The organism is Paracoccus mutanolyticus, assembly GCF_003285265.1.
Taxonomy (GTDB): Bacteria; Pseudomonadota; Alphaproteobacteria; order Rhodobacterales; family Rhodobacteraceae; genus Paracoccus; species Paracoccus yeei.
This window is the reverse complement of the sequence record NZ_CP030239.1, coordinates 141,753-159,641: the sequence shown is the minus strand read 5'-3', so window position 1 is coordinate 159,641 and position 17,889 is coordinate 141,753. Positions and strand designations below refer to the sequence as shown.

14 protein-coding genes and 5 pseudogenes are annotated in these 17,889 nt (G+C 65.5%); 7 read left to right on the top strand and 12 right to left on the bottom strand.

Annotation, left to right across the window (positions count from 1 at the left end):
- The first annotated feature begins 9 nt into the window (after positions 1-9).
- Entirely contained in the window at positions 10-2,568 is a 2,559-nt protein-coding gene (locus DPM13_RS27580; protein ID WP_449579239.1) for a recombinase family protein, read from the top strand.
- 401 nt (positions 2,569-2,969) lie between these two features.
- Positions 2,970-3,248 (top strand): annotated as a pseudogene (locus DPM13_RS20225) (IS66 family transposase); the annotation flags it as partial.
- An 81-nt stretch (positions 3,249-3,329) separates the two neighbouring features.
- Here DPM13_RS20225 and DPM13_RS00895 read toward each other — a convergent pair.
- The 6 genes and pseudogenes from DPM13_RS00895 to pth all read right to left on the bottom strand — a co-directional run bounded on the left by DPM13_RS00895 (position 3,330) and on the right by pth (position 8,848).
- A complete protein-coding gene (locus DPM13_RS00895; RefSeq protein ID WP_112887269.1) occupies positions 3,330-3,644 on the bottom strand; it encodes a TRAP transporter large permease subunit in 315 nt (104 codons plus the stop codon).
- Between the two features lie 340 nt (positions 3,645-3,984).
- Positions 3,985-4,816, bottom strand: a pseudogene (locus DPM13_RS00890) (IS110 family transposase); the annotation flags it as partial.
- A gap of 962 nt (positions 4,817-5,778) precedes the next feature.
- Positions 5,779-6,006, bottom strand: a complete 228-nt coding sequence (locus DPM13_RS19515) for a hypothetical protein (RefSeq protein WP_145963287.1) — start codon at positions 6,004-6,006, stop codon at positions 5,779-5,781.
- A 275-nt stretch (positions 6,007-6,281) separates the two neighbouring features.
- On the bottom strand, positions 6,282-6,692 hold the full coding sequence (locus DPM13_RS19510) for a hypothetical protein (RefSeq protein WP_145963286.1): 411 nt from the start codon (positions 6,690-6,692) through the stop codon (positions 6,282-6,284).
- 1,057 nt (positions 6,693-7,749) lie between these two features.
- Positions 7,750-8,118: a DUF2237 family protein gene (locus tag DPM13_RS00880; RefSeq protein ID WP_088239212.1), complete on the bottom strand. Its 369-nt coding sequence runs from the start codon at positions 8,116-8,118 to the stop codon at positions 7,750-7,752.
- 25 nt (positions 8,119-8,143) lie between these two features.
- Positions 8,144-8,848 (bottom strand): aminoacyl-tRNA hydrolase, encoded by a 705-nt coding sequence (pth, locus tag DPM13_RS00875; RefSeq protein WP_112887268.1) that lies wholly within the window; start codon positions 8,846-8,848, stop codon positions 8,144-8,146.
- A 193-nt stretch (positions 8,849-9,041) separates the two neighbouring features.
- On the opposite strand from pth, the gene DPM13_RS00870 reads away from it, so the two are divergent.
- Both DPM13_RS00870 and clpX read left to right on the top strand, forming a co-directional pair.
- Positions 9,042-9,671 carry an ATP-dependent Clp protease proteolytic subunit gene (locus DPM13_RS00870; RefSeq protein WP_028717646.1) on the top strand — a complete coding sequence of 210 codons (630 nt, stop codon included), beginning with the start codon at positions 9,042-9,044 and terminating at the stop codon, positions 9,669-9,671.
- 163 nt (positions 9,672-9,834) lie between these two features.
- A complete protein-coding gene (clpX, locus tag DPM13_RS00865; RefSeq protein ID WP_028717645.1) occupies positions 9,835-11,100 on the top strand; it encodes an ATP-dependent Clp protease ATP-binding subunit ClpX in 1,266 nt (421 codons plus the stop codon).
- Between the two features lie 468 nt (positions 11,101-11,568).
- Here clpX and DPM13_RS00855 read toward each other — a convergent pair whose 3' ends face one another.
- Positions 11,569-13,128, bottom strand: coding sequence for a 5'-nucleotidase C-terminal domain-containing protein (locus DPM13_RS00855; protein WP_223252259.1), 1,560 nt, complete (start codon positions 13,126-13,128; stop codon positions 11,569-11,571).
- A 2-nt stretch (positions 13,129-13,130) separates the two neighbouring features.
- A complete protein-coding gene (locus DPM13_RS21745; protein ID WP_223252258.1) occupies positions 13,131-13,430 on the bottom strand; it encodes a metallophosphoesterase family protein in 300 nt (99 codons plus the stop codon).
- Between the two features lie 147 nt (positions 13,431-13,577).
- Here DPM13_RS21745 and DPM13_RS00850 point away from each other — a divergent pair, with 147 nt between their 5' ends.
- A complete protein-coding gene (locus tag DPM13_RS00850) occupies positions 13,578-14,039 on the top strand; it encodes an SRPBCC family protein (protein WP_112887266.1) in 462 nt (153 codons plus the stop codon).
- Between the two features lie 6 nt (positions 14,040-14,045).
- Here the strand turns inward: DPM13_RS00850 and DPM13_RS00845 are convergent, their stop codons facing one another.
- Entirely contained in the window at positions 14,046-14,915 is an 870-nt protein-coding gene (locus tag DPM13_RS00845) for a prephenate dehydratase (RefSeq protein ID WP_112887265.1), read from the bottom strand.
- 144 nt (positions 14,916-15,059) lie between these two features.
- Here DPM13_RS00845 and DPM13_RS00840 point away from each other — a divergent pair.
- Positions 15,060-15,610: pseudogene (locus DPM13_RS00840) on the top strand (c-type cytochrome).
- Here DPM13_RS00840 and DPM13_RS20220 read toward each other — a convergent pair.
- On the bottom strand, positions 15,607-15,768 hold the full coding sequence (locus DPM13_RS20220; protein ID WP_189654790.1) for a hypothetical protein: 162 nt from the start codon (positions 15,766-15,768) through the stop codon (positions 15,607-15,609). The pseudogene DPM13_RS00840 and the gene DPM13_RS20220 sit on opposite strands and share 4 nt — an antisense overlap.
- Positions 15,769-15,913: 145 nt before the next feature.
- On the opposite strand from DPM13_RS20220, the pseudogene DPM13_RS00830 reads away from it, so the two are divergent.
- Positions 15,914-16,995, top strand: a pseudogene (locus tag DPM13_RS00830) (PA0069 family radical SAM protein).
- Here the strand turns inward: DPM13_RS00830 and bmt are convergent.
- Together bmt and DPM13_RS24610 are read right to left on the bottom strand one after the other, a co-directional pair.
- Positions 16,992-17,657, bottom strand: a complete 666-nt coding sequence (gene bmt, locus DPM13_RS00825; RefSeq protein ID WP_262983220.1) for a betaine--homocysteine S-methyltransferase — start codon at positions 17,655-17,657, stop codon at positions 16,992-16,994. The pseudogene DPM13_RS00830 and the gene bmt overlap by 4 nt on opposite strands.
- A 91-nt stretch (positions 17,658-17,748) precedes the next feature.
- Positions 17,749-17,868: pseudogene (locus DPM13_RS24610) on the bottom strand (homocysteine S-methyltransferase family protein); the annotation flags it as partial.
- Positions 17,869-17,889: the final 21 nt, after the last annotated feature.

The following is a 17,889-nucleotide window of genomic DNA, read 5'->3' as shown; positions in this document are numbered from 1 at the left end:
GCGCGCAAAATGATGCATGCAAAGATCACCGTTGAGCATCTCGCCCGCAGTGCGCTCGTTTATGTCCGTCAGTCGACGATGAGCCAGGTCCTTGGCAACCTGGAGAGCCAAAAGCGGCAATACCAGATGGCGGAAGCCGCCCGCGACATGGGCTTTGCGGAGGTCCGGGTGATCGACGAGGACCTCGGGCGCTCCGGTTCCGGTCAGATCGCGCGGCCGGGCTTTCAGCGCCTGGTTGCGGAAGTGTGTGCCGGGACGGTGGGAGCGGTCTATTGTATCGAGGCTTCGCGCCTCGCGCGCAATGGCCGCGACTGGCATCACCTGATCGATCTCTGCGCCCTGACGGGAGCCTTGGTGGTTGACCCGGAAGGGGTCTACGATCCCCGCCTGATGAACGACCGGCTGCTGCTGGGGCTGAAGGGAACGATGTCGGAATACGAACTGAGCCTCCTTCGCCAGCGCGGACTGGCAGCCCGAGACGCGAAGGCGAGCCGGGGCGAACTGCGCTTCACCCTTCCGCCGGGCTTCTGCTGGAGCGAGGACGACAGGATCGAGATGGATCCCGATGAACGGGTCCAGCAGGCCATCCGTCTGATCTTCGCCAAGTTCCGCGAGTTGGGCAGCGGGCGGCAGGTGTTCCTGTGGCTGCGTGCGGCGGATATCCATCTGCCGGTGGCGCTGCGGAACGGCGCCTTGCGCAAGATCGCCTGGCGCAAGCCTGCCTATCACAGCGTGATGCAGGTGCTGCACAACCCGATCTATGCTGGCGCTTATGCCTTTGGGCGGACCGGGAACCGGACGGGGGTGGTCGATGGGCAAGCGCGCAAGACCAGCGGTCACCACCGTGCGATCGCGGACTGGAGCGTGCTGATCAAGGACAATCACGAGGGATATCTCGACTGGCGCGCCTACGAGGAGAACCGCCGCATGCTGGAAGAGAACGCGCATATGCAGAAGCGCGCGGCCCGCAAATCGGGACGTGGCGGACAGGCGCTGTTGTCGGGCATGGCCCGCTGCGCGCGCTGCGGCCGGATGATGCGGGTGTTCTACAAGACGGGGACCGACCTGTCGCACCGTTATCAGTGCCGCGGCGATGACGGGCATGTCGGGGCCGGTCTGTGCATCGGTGCCGGCGGGGGAGGTATCGATGCACTTGTTGCCAGCCAGCTTCTCGAGGCCGTCTCCGGACAGGCCGTGCAGGCCGCCCTTCTGGCGGGGCAGCAGGCCGCCAAGGCGCAGGAGACCGTCCGGCTTGCGGTCGAGAAGGAACTCGATGAGGCCCGATATGCGGCGGAACTGGCGGAGCGGCGCTACGAGCACGTCGATCCTGCCAAACGGCATGTCGCCCGGACCCTGGAGGCGCGCTGGAACGTGGCGCTGGAGCGGGTCGCGGCGGTAGAGCACAAGCTTGCTGCACTGGGCGCGGAGCTCCGGGCCAAACCCGGGGTCGATCCTGCCGTTCTCATGCGGCTCGCCACGGATCTGCCGTCCGTCTGGAACGCGGTTGGGACCGATGCCCGCGCGAGACAACGTCTGGTCAGGCTGCTGATCGAGGAGGTCGTGATCGACATCGACGCGGAGGAGAACGAGTTCATTCTCCTCATTCATTGGATCGGCGGACGCCATACCGAGGTCAGACTGGCCCGACGCAAGACGGGTCGGTTCCCACCAGGTCGCCCGCTCACAGCCCGGGAGGTCCTCCGCAAGCTTGCCGGACACTGGCCTGACAGGGAGTTGGCCGTCACCCTCAACCGGATGCGCTGCCGCACCGAGGATGGGGAGACATGGACAACCGTTCGTGTCGCCGAGTTGCGCGACAAGCTCGCGATCCCGCCCTATGATCCTGATGCCGAGGTCCCAAAGACCTTGAGCGTCGACGCTGCCGCCAAGCGGCTCGGAGTGTGTGTCGCTTCGGTGCACAAGCTGATCCGGTCGCAGATCCTGCCCGCAACGCAGATCATGTATTCCGCGCCGTGGAAAATACCGGTTGATGCATTGGAGACGAGGCGGTGCGGATTGGATTGCAGGAGATTGCTGTGCGCCGTCGCACGGCAAGCCCTTGGCGGGTGGCGCAGGATCAGTTGCGTCAGAAGCCAACAGGCGGTGCGGTGTTTGCGTTCCGCGGTCGGCGTGGCGACAGATGATCTTGTGGGATGGCCAAGGCTTCTGCCTTTACTACAAAGTGCTGGAACGCGGGCGCTTTCCCTGGCCGGCGCGCGGCGATGGCGCGGTGCGCTTGGCGAGTGTCCGATCTTCTGTGTATCGGTGAAGTGGTCATGCTTCCTGAGAGGAGAGGCGGCCTCTGGCGGGGGATGGTCCACGGGCTTGCAATCTGTGTTTCCTCATCGGAATGGTGATACGTGGCCGCTAACACTTGTCCGCATGCTCACCCATCCCTGTCATTGCCGGAAGACCCCGAGGAGCTGCGAAGCTTCACCGCGCGGCTTCGGCCGAGGTGAAGGCCCAGGCGGTCCGATCGTGAAAGCTCCGGCATCAGCTGGCGGGCACCGGGCAGGAACTGGCTGGTGCGTCGTCCGAGACGTCGGAGCTGTTGCAGCCGGCGCGTGAGATCGCGGTCGGCGCCCCGCGATGTCCGCGCGGATGAAGCTGCCGGAATCAGGCGGTGGGCGAGCCGGCAAGGTTCGTCACCCCCATCCCGCGATGGAAGGTCGAGCTGACACCGAGCACAGATTCCTGCGCCATGCGGCAGGCGCCTGCGCCGGATCGGGGTAGCTGTGCGGAAGAGCTGGAATACGTTCCCGGGCGGTTCATCGTGACCGGCTTGTCCGCCCTCGGCTGACCTGCTCGTGCTGTGAACGCTTCGTGCAGTCCCCACTGCCCTCGCGCCCGATCGAGCGGCGCGCCCGGGTCCGCGGCTCCTCGCCGTCGATGATCCGGCCGCTGCCGTGATGCCTCTGCCTGATCTGCCTTGCAAGGATATTCGAATGATGATCTTGACCTGTGAGCGCTCCACCCTGGCCGATCAGGGGGGCCTGTGCCGTGGCGCTGCAGCCGATCCACGATCTGATCCGTGCCCATGTCCTCGGCGCCGAGGCGATCATGCTGACGACACGACCGATCCGCATGCTGGCCCACGGCACCGGCACGCAAACCGCCCGGCTCTGGACCTATCTGCGGGATGACCGGCCCTTTGTCCGGGCGGCCCCACCGGCGGCTGGTATTACTTCTCAACCGACCGCAGGAAAGAACACCCGACCCGTCATCTGGCGGGCTGGACCGGCACCCTGACGGATGCCGGGTCGAGGACTCTCGGCTCCGGCAGCATCGCGAGTCGCTTGCAGGCCGCGGTCCGGCGGAAGGCCGCGAAATCATCGGCGCAGGCTCGCGATCGCCGGAGAGGCCATCGGCCGGATCGCACAGCTCTGCGCCGTCGAGAAAGAAGCCCGACCGTCGCCGCCAGACCGCCGCACGGAACTCCGCAAAGCTCGCGCCGCCCCGGTCTTCGACGATCTGCAGCGATGGCTGGCCATCGGAATGGTGAACTGGCCGCTGACCACCACATTCGCGACCGACGATCCACTCATCGTGCCGAAAAGGCCCGAGCTGATGACGCAGACCTTGGCGGGCCCAGCCGAATAGCCGCCTGCCGTCCATATGCCGATGTTGTTGAACAGCCGCCCCATGCCGGTAGCCTGCGGTAGCCTGCATGAACGCGCCAAAGACCAGGAACGTGGCGATCAGCGCTTCTGCTTGTGCGACGAGTTCCATCTCCCGGTGACGGATTTCCTTGATCCAATAGTCGTGGCCCGGACCTGCTGGCCCATGAGCCCGCGGGGCCCCGGCGCGCAACTCAAGCTTCCAGCATCCCAGCGCGACGAAGGCCGGGCGCGCCTCACACGAGCTCGGCTTGGTTCGCCCTTGTCGAAGGTCAGCCGCTGGCCTTCGACACCGGTACTGCACCGAATGGACCTTGGTCGGTAGGATGGAAAGTTAAAGCGGGCAGGGGCCTGGCAGGCAAGCCCCAGCTCCAGCGTGCACCCGACAGCATGGTGCGCCCCATCGCAGTCCAGTGGACCGGAGATCAACGATCACGTCGCACCGCGTCGCCGGACTGTCGGATCCGGGGTGTCAGCCCGAAATAGCTTGCGAGACGATCCGGTGCGGAAAAGCGGGAGATGTCGCCGATCGCGGCGATAACCGCAGTGGCGACCGCGACATTGATCCCGGCGATGCTCATCAACTTGCGCATTCGGCTGTCGTCGAGTGCAATTCCCGCCAATGTTTGGTCCAGTTTTGCCAGCTTACCCCCCAGCCAGTCCAACTCATCCAGATGCCGGATCAGCAGATCACGTTCTGCCTTCGGCAGCGGTGCCGAGGCCAGCCATCTCCTGCCGCCCTTGCCAAACAGGTGCCCGGTATATTTGGCGACAAGGTTCGCATGCAGAACAGCCTGAACCCGGCTCTTGACCCGGCGGATTGATCTCACCGCTGCGGCGCGTTCGGAAACGAGGCGCCGCAGGTTCAGCGTCTGATCATCTGCGGCCCAGACTTCTGGCAGGAACCCTGCGGCATGAAGTTGCGCCAGAATTTTGGCGTCCACCTTGTCGGTCTTCACCCGTGCATGGGCGATGGCCTTCACCTGCAGCGGGTTCGCGATGACGACCCGCGCCACGAAAGGTGTCAGAAGTCTGACGATGGCCGCGGTATTGCCGGTCGCTTCCAGAACGACCTCGTCATCTGAACGTAGGGCCTGCCCGAAGGCCACCACCGCTTCATGATCAAGATCGATCCTGATCTCTGTCGTCTTTCCTCCCTCAAGGATCGCGACCTGCGCGAAGCTTCGGTGGACATCCATTCCAATGGATCGCATGCAAAATCCTCCCTGTTGCCGATGGGGAGTGCGCGGGCTGTGCGACATCTACGGATACGCGCTCGCAGCGCAGACGGGATAGTCGCAGGGGCGGCCAGATAACAACGCGAGCTCGCAGCTCATAGTCAATTCGGCCTGCCCGCTTCTTCGCACTCCGACGCCCCTGTCCCGACACGGGCAAGCTGCCCCGAGACCGCGAATCCCGGCTCTATCTGGCGGCGATCCATGTCTGTTCCTCCTGATGCGAACGAAAGGCCGCCTGCGTCACAGCAGGTTGACGGCGGACTTTCAGACTAGCTGTTGCCGCTCTCAGGCGGGCGGCAACGCGTTGGAAATCGTCATCGTCCTTGCTCCTCTCAGGAAGCATGGACCCAATCACCCATACACAGAAGACCTGACACTCTCGCCCCATTACCTGACTACTAGATCACCAAGGCGATGACCTGATGCCGTGGCGCTGGAACGGATAGCTGGTCACGCCGGACGGTTCGATGAGGGGGATGAGATCCCAGTCCTTCGCGCCCGAGCGGCCCAGCCAGACGACATGGACGATTCCCCAGCCGCGCCGCTGGTGGCCGCTCGGTCAGCTTCGGGCCGAGGCAAGCTGATCGGAACTATCCGGCGAATTACCAGGCCCATATCGAGGAGCAGGTCGCCTCGAAGGTCGGGCTGATCTCGACCTTCAAGGCCAGCGGCCAGGGCTTCTTCCTGAAGGCCAATTCCAGCCTCAGCGGCCCGTCGGACCCCATCGTCCTGCCGGCTTTGCCGGGGACACCCGCCGCCAATGCGGCCTGCTGTCGCCGTGCACGGAAAGGCGGCCGGGTTTTCCTGGTCCTGCGGGCGCATGATGTCGCGGGGCGACAGAATCATCAGCCGCGGTCGAGCCGTCAAGTGTGCGACGGAATGCCATCAATGAGCACTTGTATCCGGCCTTTAAGCCAGACGATCTAGTGTACGGTCACGCTGTGACTGTTCATCGGTGGCTGCGCGGTTGGTCGCTCGCTCGCATGATCAAGGCGCGCATTGAGAACCTCCAACGTGGCGGAAAAACTGTCAAATCGAAGGCGCAGGTTGCAGGCGGACGATGGAAATGGTTGAGCAGACTGCGAGCGTTTCGGCTGGATGCGCTCGTCGATGACGCGATTGACATCGCGCAGGCTGACGCGGGCGACCACGCCGCCTCCGTGGCCTTCAGCATTTCATCGCGGGCATGCCCTGACCGTGCACACCGGAAGAACTTGTCTATCGTCTTTATGAAGGGCGCGCTTCCCCGGTTTGGCGGGCGGCACGATGGGAGGAGTGATCCGTCGCGCTGCATGGCCGCCCAAGGCATGCGCCACGGTCGGCGCGTTCGATCGTCGTTGCCTGCTGCGGCTGAAGGCATAGCGCCCGAGCGACGTCTTCCGGGAGTGCCGATCCAGCGCGTGGGCGGTCTGCTTGAACTCGTTGCTCATTTTGGTGCAGGCCCTGATTGTAGCCAGTTTCGTGTCGGTCGCTTGTGGATCAAGGCCAGACCCGTGTCGACGGTGTGGATGACAAGATCATCGTGCCAGTCCCCGGCGTGCCGCGGAGCGGCGATGGTGAGCTTCGTGACCTGGATCTCGCATGCTGGACGTTTGGCGAAGAGCGACACATCTTTTTGCAAAATCTCGAGGAGACAGCGTAAAGGCCTGAAGGAACTGGAAGCTGCCGAACGCAGTGCTTTGGAGCGGTTGCTGACGAACTGGCAAAAGCGAACGAGTGGAAGCTGCAGCGCAAATGGCTGTTCTCTGGGGCAGTTGCGATCTGCGCTGATATGATGCTCATCGCTGTCAGCATTGGCTGATTCATCGCGGCTCCGGGTCATAAAGCGTGCCTGCAAAGCGGCCTTCTGGGCATCGGCCTCCTCACCCTCGGGCCATTGCCGGTCGATGAACTCGACGGTCTGGATTCTGCGCTGCGCAGCTTTGGGAAAGCATCAAGGAAGTCATGCAGCCCGGTGCGCTGGACAACCTGACCAAGCGGACTGATCTACCTTGCGGTCTCTGACTCCCATCGCCTTGGTTCCGCTCGATGACTTTTACCAGACGCAGGTTCCCGAGGTCGAGTGGCCTCAAAAGACCGTGGCGGAGCGGTTGGCTGGAGTTTTCGAATGGGACCGTGTTCGCGCGTCATGGCCATTGAACCCCTAAGCGCATCGTGACCGACCGTGTTCGCCGTGAGGCCATTGAGGAGCTCTGATGACGTCGGATTTGGTCAAGTCACGCACCCGCCGACTGCCCAAGAGCGGGATGATGTGCCGGTTGATCCGCCCGGTATCGGTCACAATCGTGCTGTGCTTCTTTGGACGGCCGCCTTTCCGGCGTGCTGTGCGCTGTCTTCTGTTTTCGTCTCCCGCGAGCGCGTCTTTTGACCTGCATGGACTTGCGATCGAGCTGCTTTTCCTCGGCCGGGTCTTCGCCGCGCGCGATCCTGCCAAGTTGGATCCTTGGCCTCCTGGCGGGCCAGTTCTGGCGTCCAGATACCATGCAGGCCGATGGTGTAGCGCCGCGACCGTCCTCCCGGCGATCTGGATCACATAGATGCGCGCTGATGTGAAGACCGAAGACGTTACCGGGAGCCAGCGGCCCAGGCACGTTATCCAGCGACGGCTTTCCGCCGCATCGACGAACGCGTTTTGTAAGCACCGTGGACTTACTGAGCTCACTAGCCTGCGACTTCGTCCAGCGAAAACCAATTCACCACACTCCTCCACTCGCGGGAACTGAAGGTCGGTTTCCAAAACGACTTGCAAGCCATTGATTTATTGTTATGTATGATTATGGGAGTTTCCATATCAACGACATTCGAATCCCTGCGAAGGTAGAGCAACGCGCGGTCGTGTTGGGACCGCCATTTCCCCCGCTGACCATCACCGGCCGTCCTTGGGGCGGAGCGTCCTATTCCTTGATCGCATGCGCGCGCAGAAGCGCCATGGGCACGATGTCCAGCGTGCGCTGGTGGGTGGCGTCCAGCACCACCGAGGGGGCGGCGAATTCCTGGGCAGCCTGCAGGAACCGGGCCGCGCACAGGCACCAGCGATCGCCGGGTTTCAAGCCGGGAAAGCGGTATTCGGGACGCGGCGTGCTAAGATCATTGCCCAGGTATTTGGAAAACGCCAGAAACTCTGCCGTCACCACCACGCAGACCGTGTGAAGCGCGCCGTCCTCGGGGCCGGTGTTGCAGCAGCCGTCGCGGTAAAATCCCGTCATCGGCCGGGTCGAGCAGGGCTGCAGGGTCTCGCCCAGAACGTTCAGAGCGGCATCCATCAGGGGTCCTCCGGACAGGGGCGGCTCATCTGAAGCGCTCGCCCAGGGCACGCAGCCGGTCGCTCAGGCTTTGCGCAGCGGGTTCCGGGGCGGGCTCGGGTCGGGTTGCGGGCTGGAGTCGCGTTTCGGGCTTGGCCGCGGGGCGGGTGCCGGAGTTTCGCGGCGGCGCCACGCGGGCCGCGACGGCGTTCATGAAGTGCGCGTCGTCGCCTGCCGTCAGCGCCTCGGCCCCGTCCGAGATGCCGCGCAGCAGGTCGTCCAGTCCCGCCTCCTCGGCCTTGGCGAAGTCGGACAGGACATAGCCCGCGACCCGATCCTTGTGCCCCGGATGACCGATGCCAATGCGCAGCCGCCGATAGGCGTCGCCAATGTGCTGGTGAATGGACCGCAGGCCGTTGTGCCCCGCGTGTCCCCCGCCCAGCTTGAGCCGCACCTTGCCCGGGGCAAGGTCCAGTTCGTCGTGCAGCACCAGGACCTGGGCGGGGTCGAGCTTCAGATAGCGCATCGCCTCGCCCACGGACTGGCCGGAAAGGTTCATGAAGGTGCCGGGTTTCAGCAGCACGGTGCGGGTGTCGCCCAAGCGTCCCTCGGCGGCCTGGCCCTGGAACCGCGCCCGCCAAGGGGTGAAACCATGGTCGGCCGCGATGCGATCGACCGCCATGAAGCCCACGTTGTGGCGGTTGCGTTCGTATTTCGCGCCCGGATTGCCCAGGCCGACCAGCAGTATCATCGCATTCTCCGTCGCCTTGGCGGCAGGATACCGGCGCGGGCGACCGGGGGCAATTTCTATCGCTCTCTTGTTCTCGGGGGCGGGGATTACTAAGACTCTGTCAAGGTTTCGACACTATCTCATGAGCGGGGGTTCGTCCCCCTTGGGCGAATCGGCCAGCCCCCGCCATGCAGGGACAAAAGCAAGGAAAGACATGCAAGATCCGGCAGAATTCTACATGAACACGCTCGTCCCCATGGTCGTCGAACAGACCAGCCGGGGCGAACGGGCCTATGACATCTTTTCGCGCCTGCTCAAGGAACGGATCATCTTCCTGGCGGGCCCTGTCCATGACGGGATGGCCACCCTGATTTCCGCGCAGCTGCTGTTCCTGGAGGCGGAGAATCCGACCAAGGATATCAGCATGTACATCAACAGCCCCGGCGGCGTGGTGACGGCCGGCCTGTCGATCTATGACACGATGCAATACATCAAGCCGCGCGTCTCGACGCTGGTGGTGGGGCAGGCGGCGTCGATGGGGTCGCTGCTGCTTTGCGCCGGCCAGCCCGGCAGCCGCTATTCGCTGCCCAACAGCCGGGTGATGGTGCACCAGCCGTCGGGCGGGTTCCAGGGCCAGGCGACCGACATCCTGATCCATGCGCGCGAGACCGAGAAGCTGAAGCGGCGGTTGAACGAGATCTATGTGAAGCACACCGGCCGCACTCTGGAGGAGGTCGAGGAGGCGCTGGAGCGCGACCGCTTCATGTCCCCCGAGGAAGCCAAGGAGTGGGGCCTGATCGACGAAATCCTGGAGGCACGCGGCAAGGCCGAGCCCACGACGTGATCACACCCGCGGGATCGCCAAACTTGGGTCTTTTTGGGGATTGTGACGGGCTGGACCGGCCCGTAACATACAGAATGACGCGCGGCGTGGCCCCGGCCATGCCAATGACAGGCGGGTGTCCGGCGATTCTGCCGGGCCTCCGGGGCAAGACGAGGATCAACTGATGGCCAATTCGACCGGCGGCGACAGCAAGAATACGCTTTATTGCAGCTTCTGCGGCAAAAGCCAGCATGAGGTGCGCAAGCTGATTGCCGGTCCGACCGTATTCATCTGCGATGAGTGCGTCGAACTGTGCATGGACATCATCCGCGAGGAAACCAAGTCGTCGGCCCTGAAGTCCGGTGACGGTGTCCCCAGCCCGCGCGAGATCTGCAATGTCCTGGACGATTACGTCATCGGCCAGGAACATGCCAAGCGCGTGCTCTCGGTCGCGGTGCACAATCACTACAAGCGGCTCAACCACTCGTCCAAGACCGATATAGAGCTGGCGAAGTCGAACATCCTGCTGATCGGCCCGACCGGCTGCGGCAAGACGCTGCTGGCACAGACCCTGGCCCGCATTCTGGACGTGCCCTTCACCATGGCCGATGCGACCACACTGACCGAGGCCGGCTATGTCGGCGAGGATGTCGAAAACATCATCCTGAAGCTTCTGCAGGCCAGCGAATACAACGTCGAGCGGGCGCAGCGTGGCATCGTCTATATCGACGAGGTCGACAAGATCACCCGCAAGTCCGACAATCCCTCGATCACCCGCGACGTCTCGGGCGAGGGCGTGCAGCAGGCGCTGCTGAAGATCATGGAGGGCACGGTGGCCTCGGTGCCGCCGCAGGGCGGCCGCAAGCATCCGCAGCAGGAATTCCTGCAGGTGGACACGACCAACATCCTGTTCATCTGCGGCGGCGCCTTCGCCGGCCTCGACCGGATCATCGCGCAGCGCAACAAGGGCACGGCGATGGGCTTCGGCGCCAGCGTCAAGGAGAACGACGACAAGGGCGTGGGCGAGCTGTTCAAGCAGCTCGAGCCCGAGGACCTGCTGAAGTTCGGCCTGATCCCGGAATTCGTCGGCCGCCTGCCGGTCATCGCCACGCTGGGCGACCTGGACGAGGACGCGCTGATCAACATTCTGACCAAGCCCAAGAACGCTCTGGTCAAGCAATACCAGCGGCTGTTCGACCTTGAGGACGTGAAGCTGACCTTCACCGAGGATGCGCTGGTCGCCATTTCCCGCCGCGCGATCAAGCGCAAGACGGGGGCCCGGGGCCTGCGCTCGATCATGGAGGATATCCTGCTGGACACGATGTTCGAACTGCCGGGGCTGGACAGCGTGGAAGAGGTCGTCGTCAACGAAGAGGCGGTCGACAATCCTGCGGCCAAGCCGCTGCTGATCCACGCCGACCCCAAGAAGGAAACCGCCACCGCGGTCTGATGCCGGCGGATGGGATGTGAACCGGGAAAGCCGTGCCATCTGGCGCGGCTTTTTTAATGAGGAAACTGTCGGTGGCTACCTGTCGGTCACGGGCTGGCGGTCATCAAGGAGTGCCGCGACACGTTCCGCGAAGGACAGGCTTCGGCTTGGGATCGCGGTCCACGTGAACGGCAGTCTTGTGCGCTGAACGGTGCTTCTGTGCAAGAGGCCCCCTGTGTCCGTGGGGCGGTTTGTGCGCAAGATGCAGTCTCGCTTGAGCGTAGCCATGAGTAGAGTGTAGCCCTCCATAAGGCGCTGCTTTTATCGGACACTCTCGCTTCTGGGATGCGTGCATTTTCTCAGGGCGGGCCCTCGCCCTTCAGCCCCAGCGTCCGGACTAATGGCCGCGCCTTTCAAACATCGGCGTGCCAACACCTCGCGCATCCACCGAAACGGTTCTCGACAACTCCTGGGGCCCACGCCCCGCCGTTACAACGTCAACCGGAATATGCCGAATCCGTCGGCATCGACCCCCACCAAGTCGACGGCAAGCGGCAGCTCGGGGATCTGTTCGGCTGCCAAGGGGCTGCTGGGAAACAGGGCCGAGCTGCCCTGCGACGGTGCGAAACGAAACCCCAGATCGCCCGGCGGGGCGAGGTCGCGGCGGCGCAGGATATAGCGGCGCAGCACGTCCCTTGTCCGCAGCTTGGCGGGGATGAAGACCGGGCGCCCCGCCACGACCGGCGCGAACAGCCCGCTGTCGGCAAGGCGATAGCTGTTCGTCACCAGGACAAAGCGCTGATCGTCCCGGACCGGCTGGCCGCGATGGCGCAGATCGCGGACCCGGCGGGCCGCGGCATCGCGCAGGCTGCCGTCCGGCGCATAGCGGGCAGGGGCCTCAAGGTCGAACTGCCATTGCAGCCCCTCGATCAGGTCGAAGTTGTAGCTGGGAAATTCGGGGTCGATCAGCGGCTGGTTGGCCAGGCCGCGGCGGATCTGGCGATACTGGCCTGCCGAGCGTTCCAGCCAGTCGCGCAGCGCCGCGCCGTCCATCAGCAGGGCGCAAAGCCGGTTCGGAAAGACATAAAGATCCGCAAGGTTGCGCAGGGTCAGCGGCCCGGCGGGCACGTCGGTGTAGTGGCCCGGCCCGCCCCGACCCCCGGCGCGGAACGGTGCGACCGCCGACAGGATCGGCAGGTCCTGCCATCGGCTGCCGCGCAGGGCGCGCCGCGCGAACCAGCGCTGCGCCATCGCCACCAGGCGCAGGCCGGGATCGTGGCCCAGCAGGGTGAAATGGCTGCCCAGCCGCACCCCGGTCCGCCCGATGCGGCGGCGGAAATGGCGCAGGGTCTTGCGATGCGTAACGGCAAGCGGCGCGGTGACCAGGCCATGCTCGGCTTGGCGGTGGGCGCTTTCCAGCCGACAGCAATGGCCCCGGACGCGCCATGTTCCGGCGGGCGTCCGGGTCAGGGCCAGCTCGATCACCCCCAGGTGGGATCCCCAGAACCCAGGCATCACGGCAGGCTTGCCGGCCAGCGTGCCCGACAGCGCGTCGACGCCCCGCCCGCCGGGATGGCCGGCCGAAGGAAACAGGCGGTGCGTGTGGCCTGCGATGATTGCGTCCACGCCCTCGACGGCGGCAAGGGCGGTGGCGGCGTTCTCCATCAGCGGGCTCGGCTCGGGCGGGCCGATGCCGCTGTGGGACAGGGCGATGACCAGATCGGCCCCTTGGCGGCGAAGCGCGGCAGCCGCCGTCCGGGCCGATTCGACGATATCGGCGATGCGCAGATGGGGCCGCAACTCGGGCTCCCATTCGGTGGTCTGCGGCGGCATGAAGCCCAGGACGCCGATCCGCAGCAGATGCGGGGTCCCGGCCTCGTCCAGCATCCGCCGTTCAAGCAGGGCATGGGCGCAGACGGGCAGGGGGCGACGCGCCCAGAGGTTCGTCGCCACCACCGGAAACTCGGCCCCCATCAGCGCCCGGCGCAGAAAGGGCAGACCGAAGCTGAAGTCGTGGTTGCCCAGCGTGATCGCGTCATAGCCCAGCACGTTCATCGCGACGATGGCGGGATGGCGCTGGCGCGGTCCCAGCTCGGCCGCCTCGGCCAGATAGTCGCCCTCGGCCCGCCTTGCAGAGAGTCCCCGTTGTCGAACAAAAGCACGTTGGGGCTGCCCATTCGTTCGGCAGAGATCAGGGCGGCGACGCGGGACAGGCCGAATTGTTCGGCCGTCCGGTCCGCGTAATAGTCGAATCCCAGGATGTGCATGTGCAGGTCGGTCGTCGCCAGGATTTTCAACCTGATAGCGGCGCCCGTGGCGGGGTTTTCGACCGGGAAGTGCTGCGGTATCATCCATCCTTGATGCGGTCATAATCGGCTTAATGCAACCTGCGATTGCTTTCCGCGCAGCCAGGCGGCAAATTTGTCGCGGTCTTGAAAGCCCCGCGGGATTGCGCTTTACAGCAGAGAACCCTTTTCCCCCTCTGCAGATGGCTTTCGATGAAATTTTCCACCCGACAGGATACCGACATCTCTGCCGAGGCGCTGTTTCACGGACTCAGCGATTTTCCCAAGATGGAGCGGATGCTGATGCGCCGGGGCGCGCAGGTGCGCCGGCTGGACGGGGACGGTGCCGCCGCCGTCGGCAGCGCCTGGCAGATCGGTTTCGACTGGCGGGGCAAGGCACGCGAACTGTCGCTGACCCTGGCGGAATACCAGCCCCCCGAGCGGATGGCGTTTTCGGGAAGCTCGGACCAGTTCAGCCTGTCGATCCTGATGACGGTCGTTGCGCTGGCGCCCAGCAAGTCGCGCCTGATCTTCGAGGTCGACGTGCAGCCGCTCGGCCTGAAGGCGCGGCTGCTGTTGCAGACGGCAAAGCTGGGCAAGGCGCAGCTTGATCGCAAGTTCGCGCAGCGCATCGCCCAGTTCGTGGACAACCTGGCCATGCGCGGCGCGGCCTGAGCGCCCTCAGGACTGGCCGGCCGCCTGCAAGGCGCGCAGCGGATCGGCAGGATAGACGCCCAGGATGTGCAGGCTCGAGGTGAAATAGGCCAGCTCCTCAAGCGCGCGGGCGACGGGCGGGTCTTCGGGGTGGCCCTCGATGTCGGCATAGAACTGGGTCGCGGTAAAGATCCCGTCCACCATGTAGCTTTCCAGCTTGGTCATGTTGACGCCGTTCGTGGCGAACCCCCCCAGCGCCTTGTAAAGTGCGGCGGGGATGTTGCGGACCCGGAACACGAAGGTCGTCATCATCGTCGCCCCGCCCTGCGCGTTCGGACGGCGCGACAGGTCGGGTTCGCGCGACATGACCAGAAAGCGCGTGGTGTTGTTCTGCCGGTCCTCGATCCCCGATGCGAGCACGTCGAGCCCATAGATCTCGGCGGCGAGTGGCGCGGCCAGGGCGGCCAGCGGCTTTTCGCCGCGCCGGGCGATCTCAAGGGCCGAGCCGGCGGTGTCGGGCCCCACGATGCTGCGGATGCCGTGCCGGCGCATGAAGCCCCGGCACTGGCCCAGCAGGACCGGATGGCTCATGGCGTCGGTCACCTCCTCCAGCCGGGTGCCGGGGACGCCCATCAGCGCGATCCGAACCCGGACGAAGCCTTCGTCGATGATGTGCAGCCCGCTTTCGGGCAGCAGGTGATGGATGTCCGCCACCCGGCCATAGGTCGAGTTTTCAACGGGCAGCATGGCCAGCCGGGCCCGGCCTTCGCGCACGGCGTCGATGGTGTCGTCAAAGGTGCGGCAGGGCAGGGCCTCCATCGTGGGACGATAGTCGCGGCAGGCCTGATGGCTGTAGGCGCCCGGCTCGCCCTGGAATGCGATCACGTTTTCGGTCATCTGAAAGCCCCTCTTTCCGGGGTGTGACTTGTGTCACAGGCCCCGTCCGTTCCTTGCGGGCCGAGAACTATACCTTGAACGGATCGAACAAAAGCGCATAGATACAGCGACTCCACGGAAAGACCGCACAAGGGATCCGCAGACATGTTCGACACGATGACGATCACCAAGGCAGCCGGGGCGCTGATCGGCGCGCTCCTGTTCCTGCTGCTGATGAACTGGGCAGCCTCGGGGATCTTTCATGTCGGCCCCTCCGGCCATGCCGCCGAGGGAGAGGAACATGCCCAGGCCTATACGATCCCGGTCGAGGAAGCCGCGGGCGGCGCCGAGGAAGCCAAGGACGAGGGCCCCGATTTCGCCACCGTCATGGCCTCGGCCGACGCGGCGGCGGGCGAGAAGGTCTTTGGCAAGTGCAAGGCCTGCCACAAGATCGACGGCTCGGACAGCACCGGCCCGCACCTGAACGGCGTGGTTGGCCGTCCCGTGGCCAGCATCGAGGGCTTCAACTATTCCGATGGGATGAAGGCGCATGGCGGCGACTGGACGCCCGAGGCGCTGCAGGAATTCCTGACCAACCCCAAGGCGGTGGTCAAGGGTACCAAGATGGCTTTCGCAGGCCTGCCCAAGGTCGAGGACCGGCCAACCTGGTCGCCTATCTGCAAACGCTGACTAAGGCCTGCCGCTGCGGTGGCTAGTGGTCCTCGCGCATCGCCAGGTGGGTGATGGCAGCGGCGGTCAATGCCACCAGTCCCAGGGCCAGCAGCGGAATGCCGATCGCGCTGGCGACCCAGATCGTCAGCGCCGCGGCAACGATGACAGCGCAGATCAGGACAAGGAATTGCGGCAAGGGCATGGCATCCTCCGTTCGCACAGGACTATGGGCGCGGAGGAAGGGAATCGGAAGCCCTCATTTCGCGTCCGTACAGGTGCAACCCGGCATGGTGCCCGCGCGTTCCATTGTTCTTGAAATGTTCTTGTTTCTCGCCTAATCTGGCGGCATGAGCCTGCCGCCCAGAAACCCGGACCAGATCCTGCGCGCGCGCGGTACCGACCGCCAGCCCGATGGCCGGTTCGAGCCCTATGCCCGGGTTCGCGAACACGACGGCTGGGATATCCCCGAGGATCAGAGCCTGCTGCGGACCGAGATCGCCCTGGAGGAGGCGCGCTCAGTCATCGCGCGCAACAGCTCTCCGGACGTGCCCTTCGACCGCTCAGTCAACCCTTATCGCGGCTGCGAACATGGCTGCATCTATTGCTTTGCCCGGCCCAGCCATGCCTTTCTGGGTCTGTCGCCGGGGCTTGATTTCGAAACCCGCATCACCGCCAAGCCGAACGCCTCCGAGCGGCTGGCGGCCGAGATCGGGCGGCGGGGCTATGCGGTCGCCCCCATCGCCTTCGGCACCAACACCGACCCCTATCAGCCGGCCGAGGCGAGGCTGGGGATCATGCGGGCCATGCCTGAGGGTGCTGCGGACTGGATCCACCCGCTCAGCCTGGTCACGCGTGGGGCGAAGGTGCTGCGCGGTCTGGATCTGCTGGGCGATCTGGCCGCGCGGCGGCTTGTGGCGGTCGGCGTCTCGGTGACATCGCTGGACCCGGCGACCTGCCGGACGCTGGAACCCCGGGCGCCCGCGCCGGCCATGCGGTTGCGCATGATCGAGGGGCTGGCCCGGGCCGGCGTCCCCGTCCGGGTCATGGTCGCCCCGGTCATCCCGGTGCTGACCGACCACGAGATCGAGCGCATCCTGCAGGCCGCGCGCGACGCGGGCGCGACCATGGCCAGCATGATCCCGGTCCGCCTGCCGCTGAAGACGCGCCGCTGTTCCGCGACTGGCTGGAGACCCATCACCCGGGCAAGGCGGCCCATGTCATGACGCGCATCCAGGCCATGCGCGGCGGGCGCGACAACGATCCGCGCTTTGGCAGCCGGATGCGCGGCGAGGGCCCCGAGGCCGAGCTGCTGCACCAGCGGTTTCGCCTGGCGCGGCGCCGGCTGGGCCTGTTGCGCGACAGCGCCGTGCTGGATTGCAGCCGCTTTGGTCCGCCGCCGCGCGCGGGCGATCAGCTTTCGCTGTTCTAGCGGTCCGTCATCAGCGCGCCGATCCGAGCCGATATGGCGTCCGCCGTCGGGCGGGGGCCCCGGGGGCGGGACTGCAATGCCTCGCGCATGGCCGACAGATGCGCGGGCGTCGTGCCGCAGCAGCCGCCCACGATCCGCACGCCCAGATCGCGCGCCAGGACGGCGAATTCGGCCATGACCTCGGGCCCGGCGTCATAGATCAGCCCGCCGTCCTGATAGCGAGGGACGCCGGCGTTCGGCTTGGCGATCAGCGCGCGTTCGCAGCCCGCCGCCGAAAAACCCGCGACCGCCAGCAGCAGTTCGGCGGGGCCCGTGCCGCAGTTCGCGCCATAGGCTACCGGCGGGTGCGGCAGCCGGTCGATCAGCTTGGCCAGTTGTGGCGGGCTGACGCCCATCACGCTGCGCCCGCCGGGCTCGAAGCTCATCATGCCGCACCAGGGCAGGTCCACGATCTGCGCGGCGCGGGCCGCAGCGCGCATTTCCTCGGCCGCGCTGATCGTCTCGATCCACAGAAGGTCGGCGCCGCCCTGCTTCAGCGCCTCGGCCTGTTCGGTGAACAGGCGCGTGGCCTCGGCTTCGGTCATGCGGCCTATCGGGGCCATGATCTCGCCCGTGGGGCCCATCGAGCCTGCGACGACCACCGGTCGGCCGGCTTCGGCCACGGCCTCGCGCGCCAGCCGGGCGGCCGACGAGGTTCAGGCTGGCCACCCGGTCCGAGGCGCCCGCCAGCCGAAGCCGGCTGGCATTGGCGCCAAAGCTGTTGGTCAGGATCAGGTCGGCCCCGGCCCCGATCATCTGGCGGTGCAACTCGCGCACCCGGTCAGGATGGGTTTCGCACCACAGGTCCGGGGCGGCGCCCGGCGCCAACCCCATGTTGTAAAGGTTGGTCCCGGT

Excerpts from the sequence above, each read along its gene's own strand:
- DPM13_RS27580 (WP_449579239.1), top strand. The coding sequence starts at position 10 with ATGATGCATGCAAAGATCACCGTTGAGCATCTCGCCCGCAGTGCGCTC.
- DPM13_RS00895 (WP_112887269.1), bottom strand. The coding sequence starts at position 3,644 with ATGGGGCGGCTGTTCAACAACATCGGCATATGGACGGCAGGCGGCTAT.
- DPM13_RS00880 (WP_088239212.1), bottom strand. The coding sequence starts at position 8,118 with ATGGATGCCGCTCTGAACGTTCTGGGCGAGACCCTGCAGCCCTGCTCG.
- pth (WP_112887268.1), bottom strand. The coding sequence starts at position 8,848 with ATGATACTGCTGGTCGGCCTGGGCAATCCGGGCGCGAAATACGAACGC.
- DPM13_RS00870 (WP_028717646.1), top strand. The coding sequence starts at position 9,042 with ATGCAAGATCCGGCAGAATTCTACATGAACACGCTCGTCCCCATGGTC.
- clpX (WP_028717645.1), top strand. The coding sequence starts at position 9,835 with ATGGCCAATTCGACCGGCGGCGACAGCAAGAATACGCTTTATTGCAGC.
- DPM13_RS21745 (WP_223252258.1), bottom strand. The coding sequence starts at position 13,430 with ATGATACCGCAGCACTTCCCGGTCGAAAACCCCGCCACGGGCGCCGCT.
- DPM13_RS00850 (WP_112887266.1), top strand. The coding sequence starts at position 13,578 with ATGAAATTTTCCACCCGACAGGATACCGACATCTCTGCCGAGGCGCTG.
- DPM13_RS00845 (WP_112887265.1), bottom strand. The coding sequence starts at position 14,915 with ATGACCGAAAACGTGATCGCATTCCAGGGCGAGCCGGGCGCCTACAGC.
- DPM13_RS20220 (WP_189654790.1), bottom strand. The coding sequence starts at position 15,768 with ATGCCCTTGCCGCAATTCCTTGTCCTGATCTGCGCTGTCATCGTTGCC.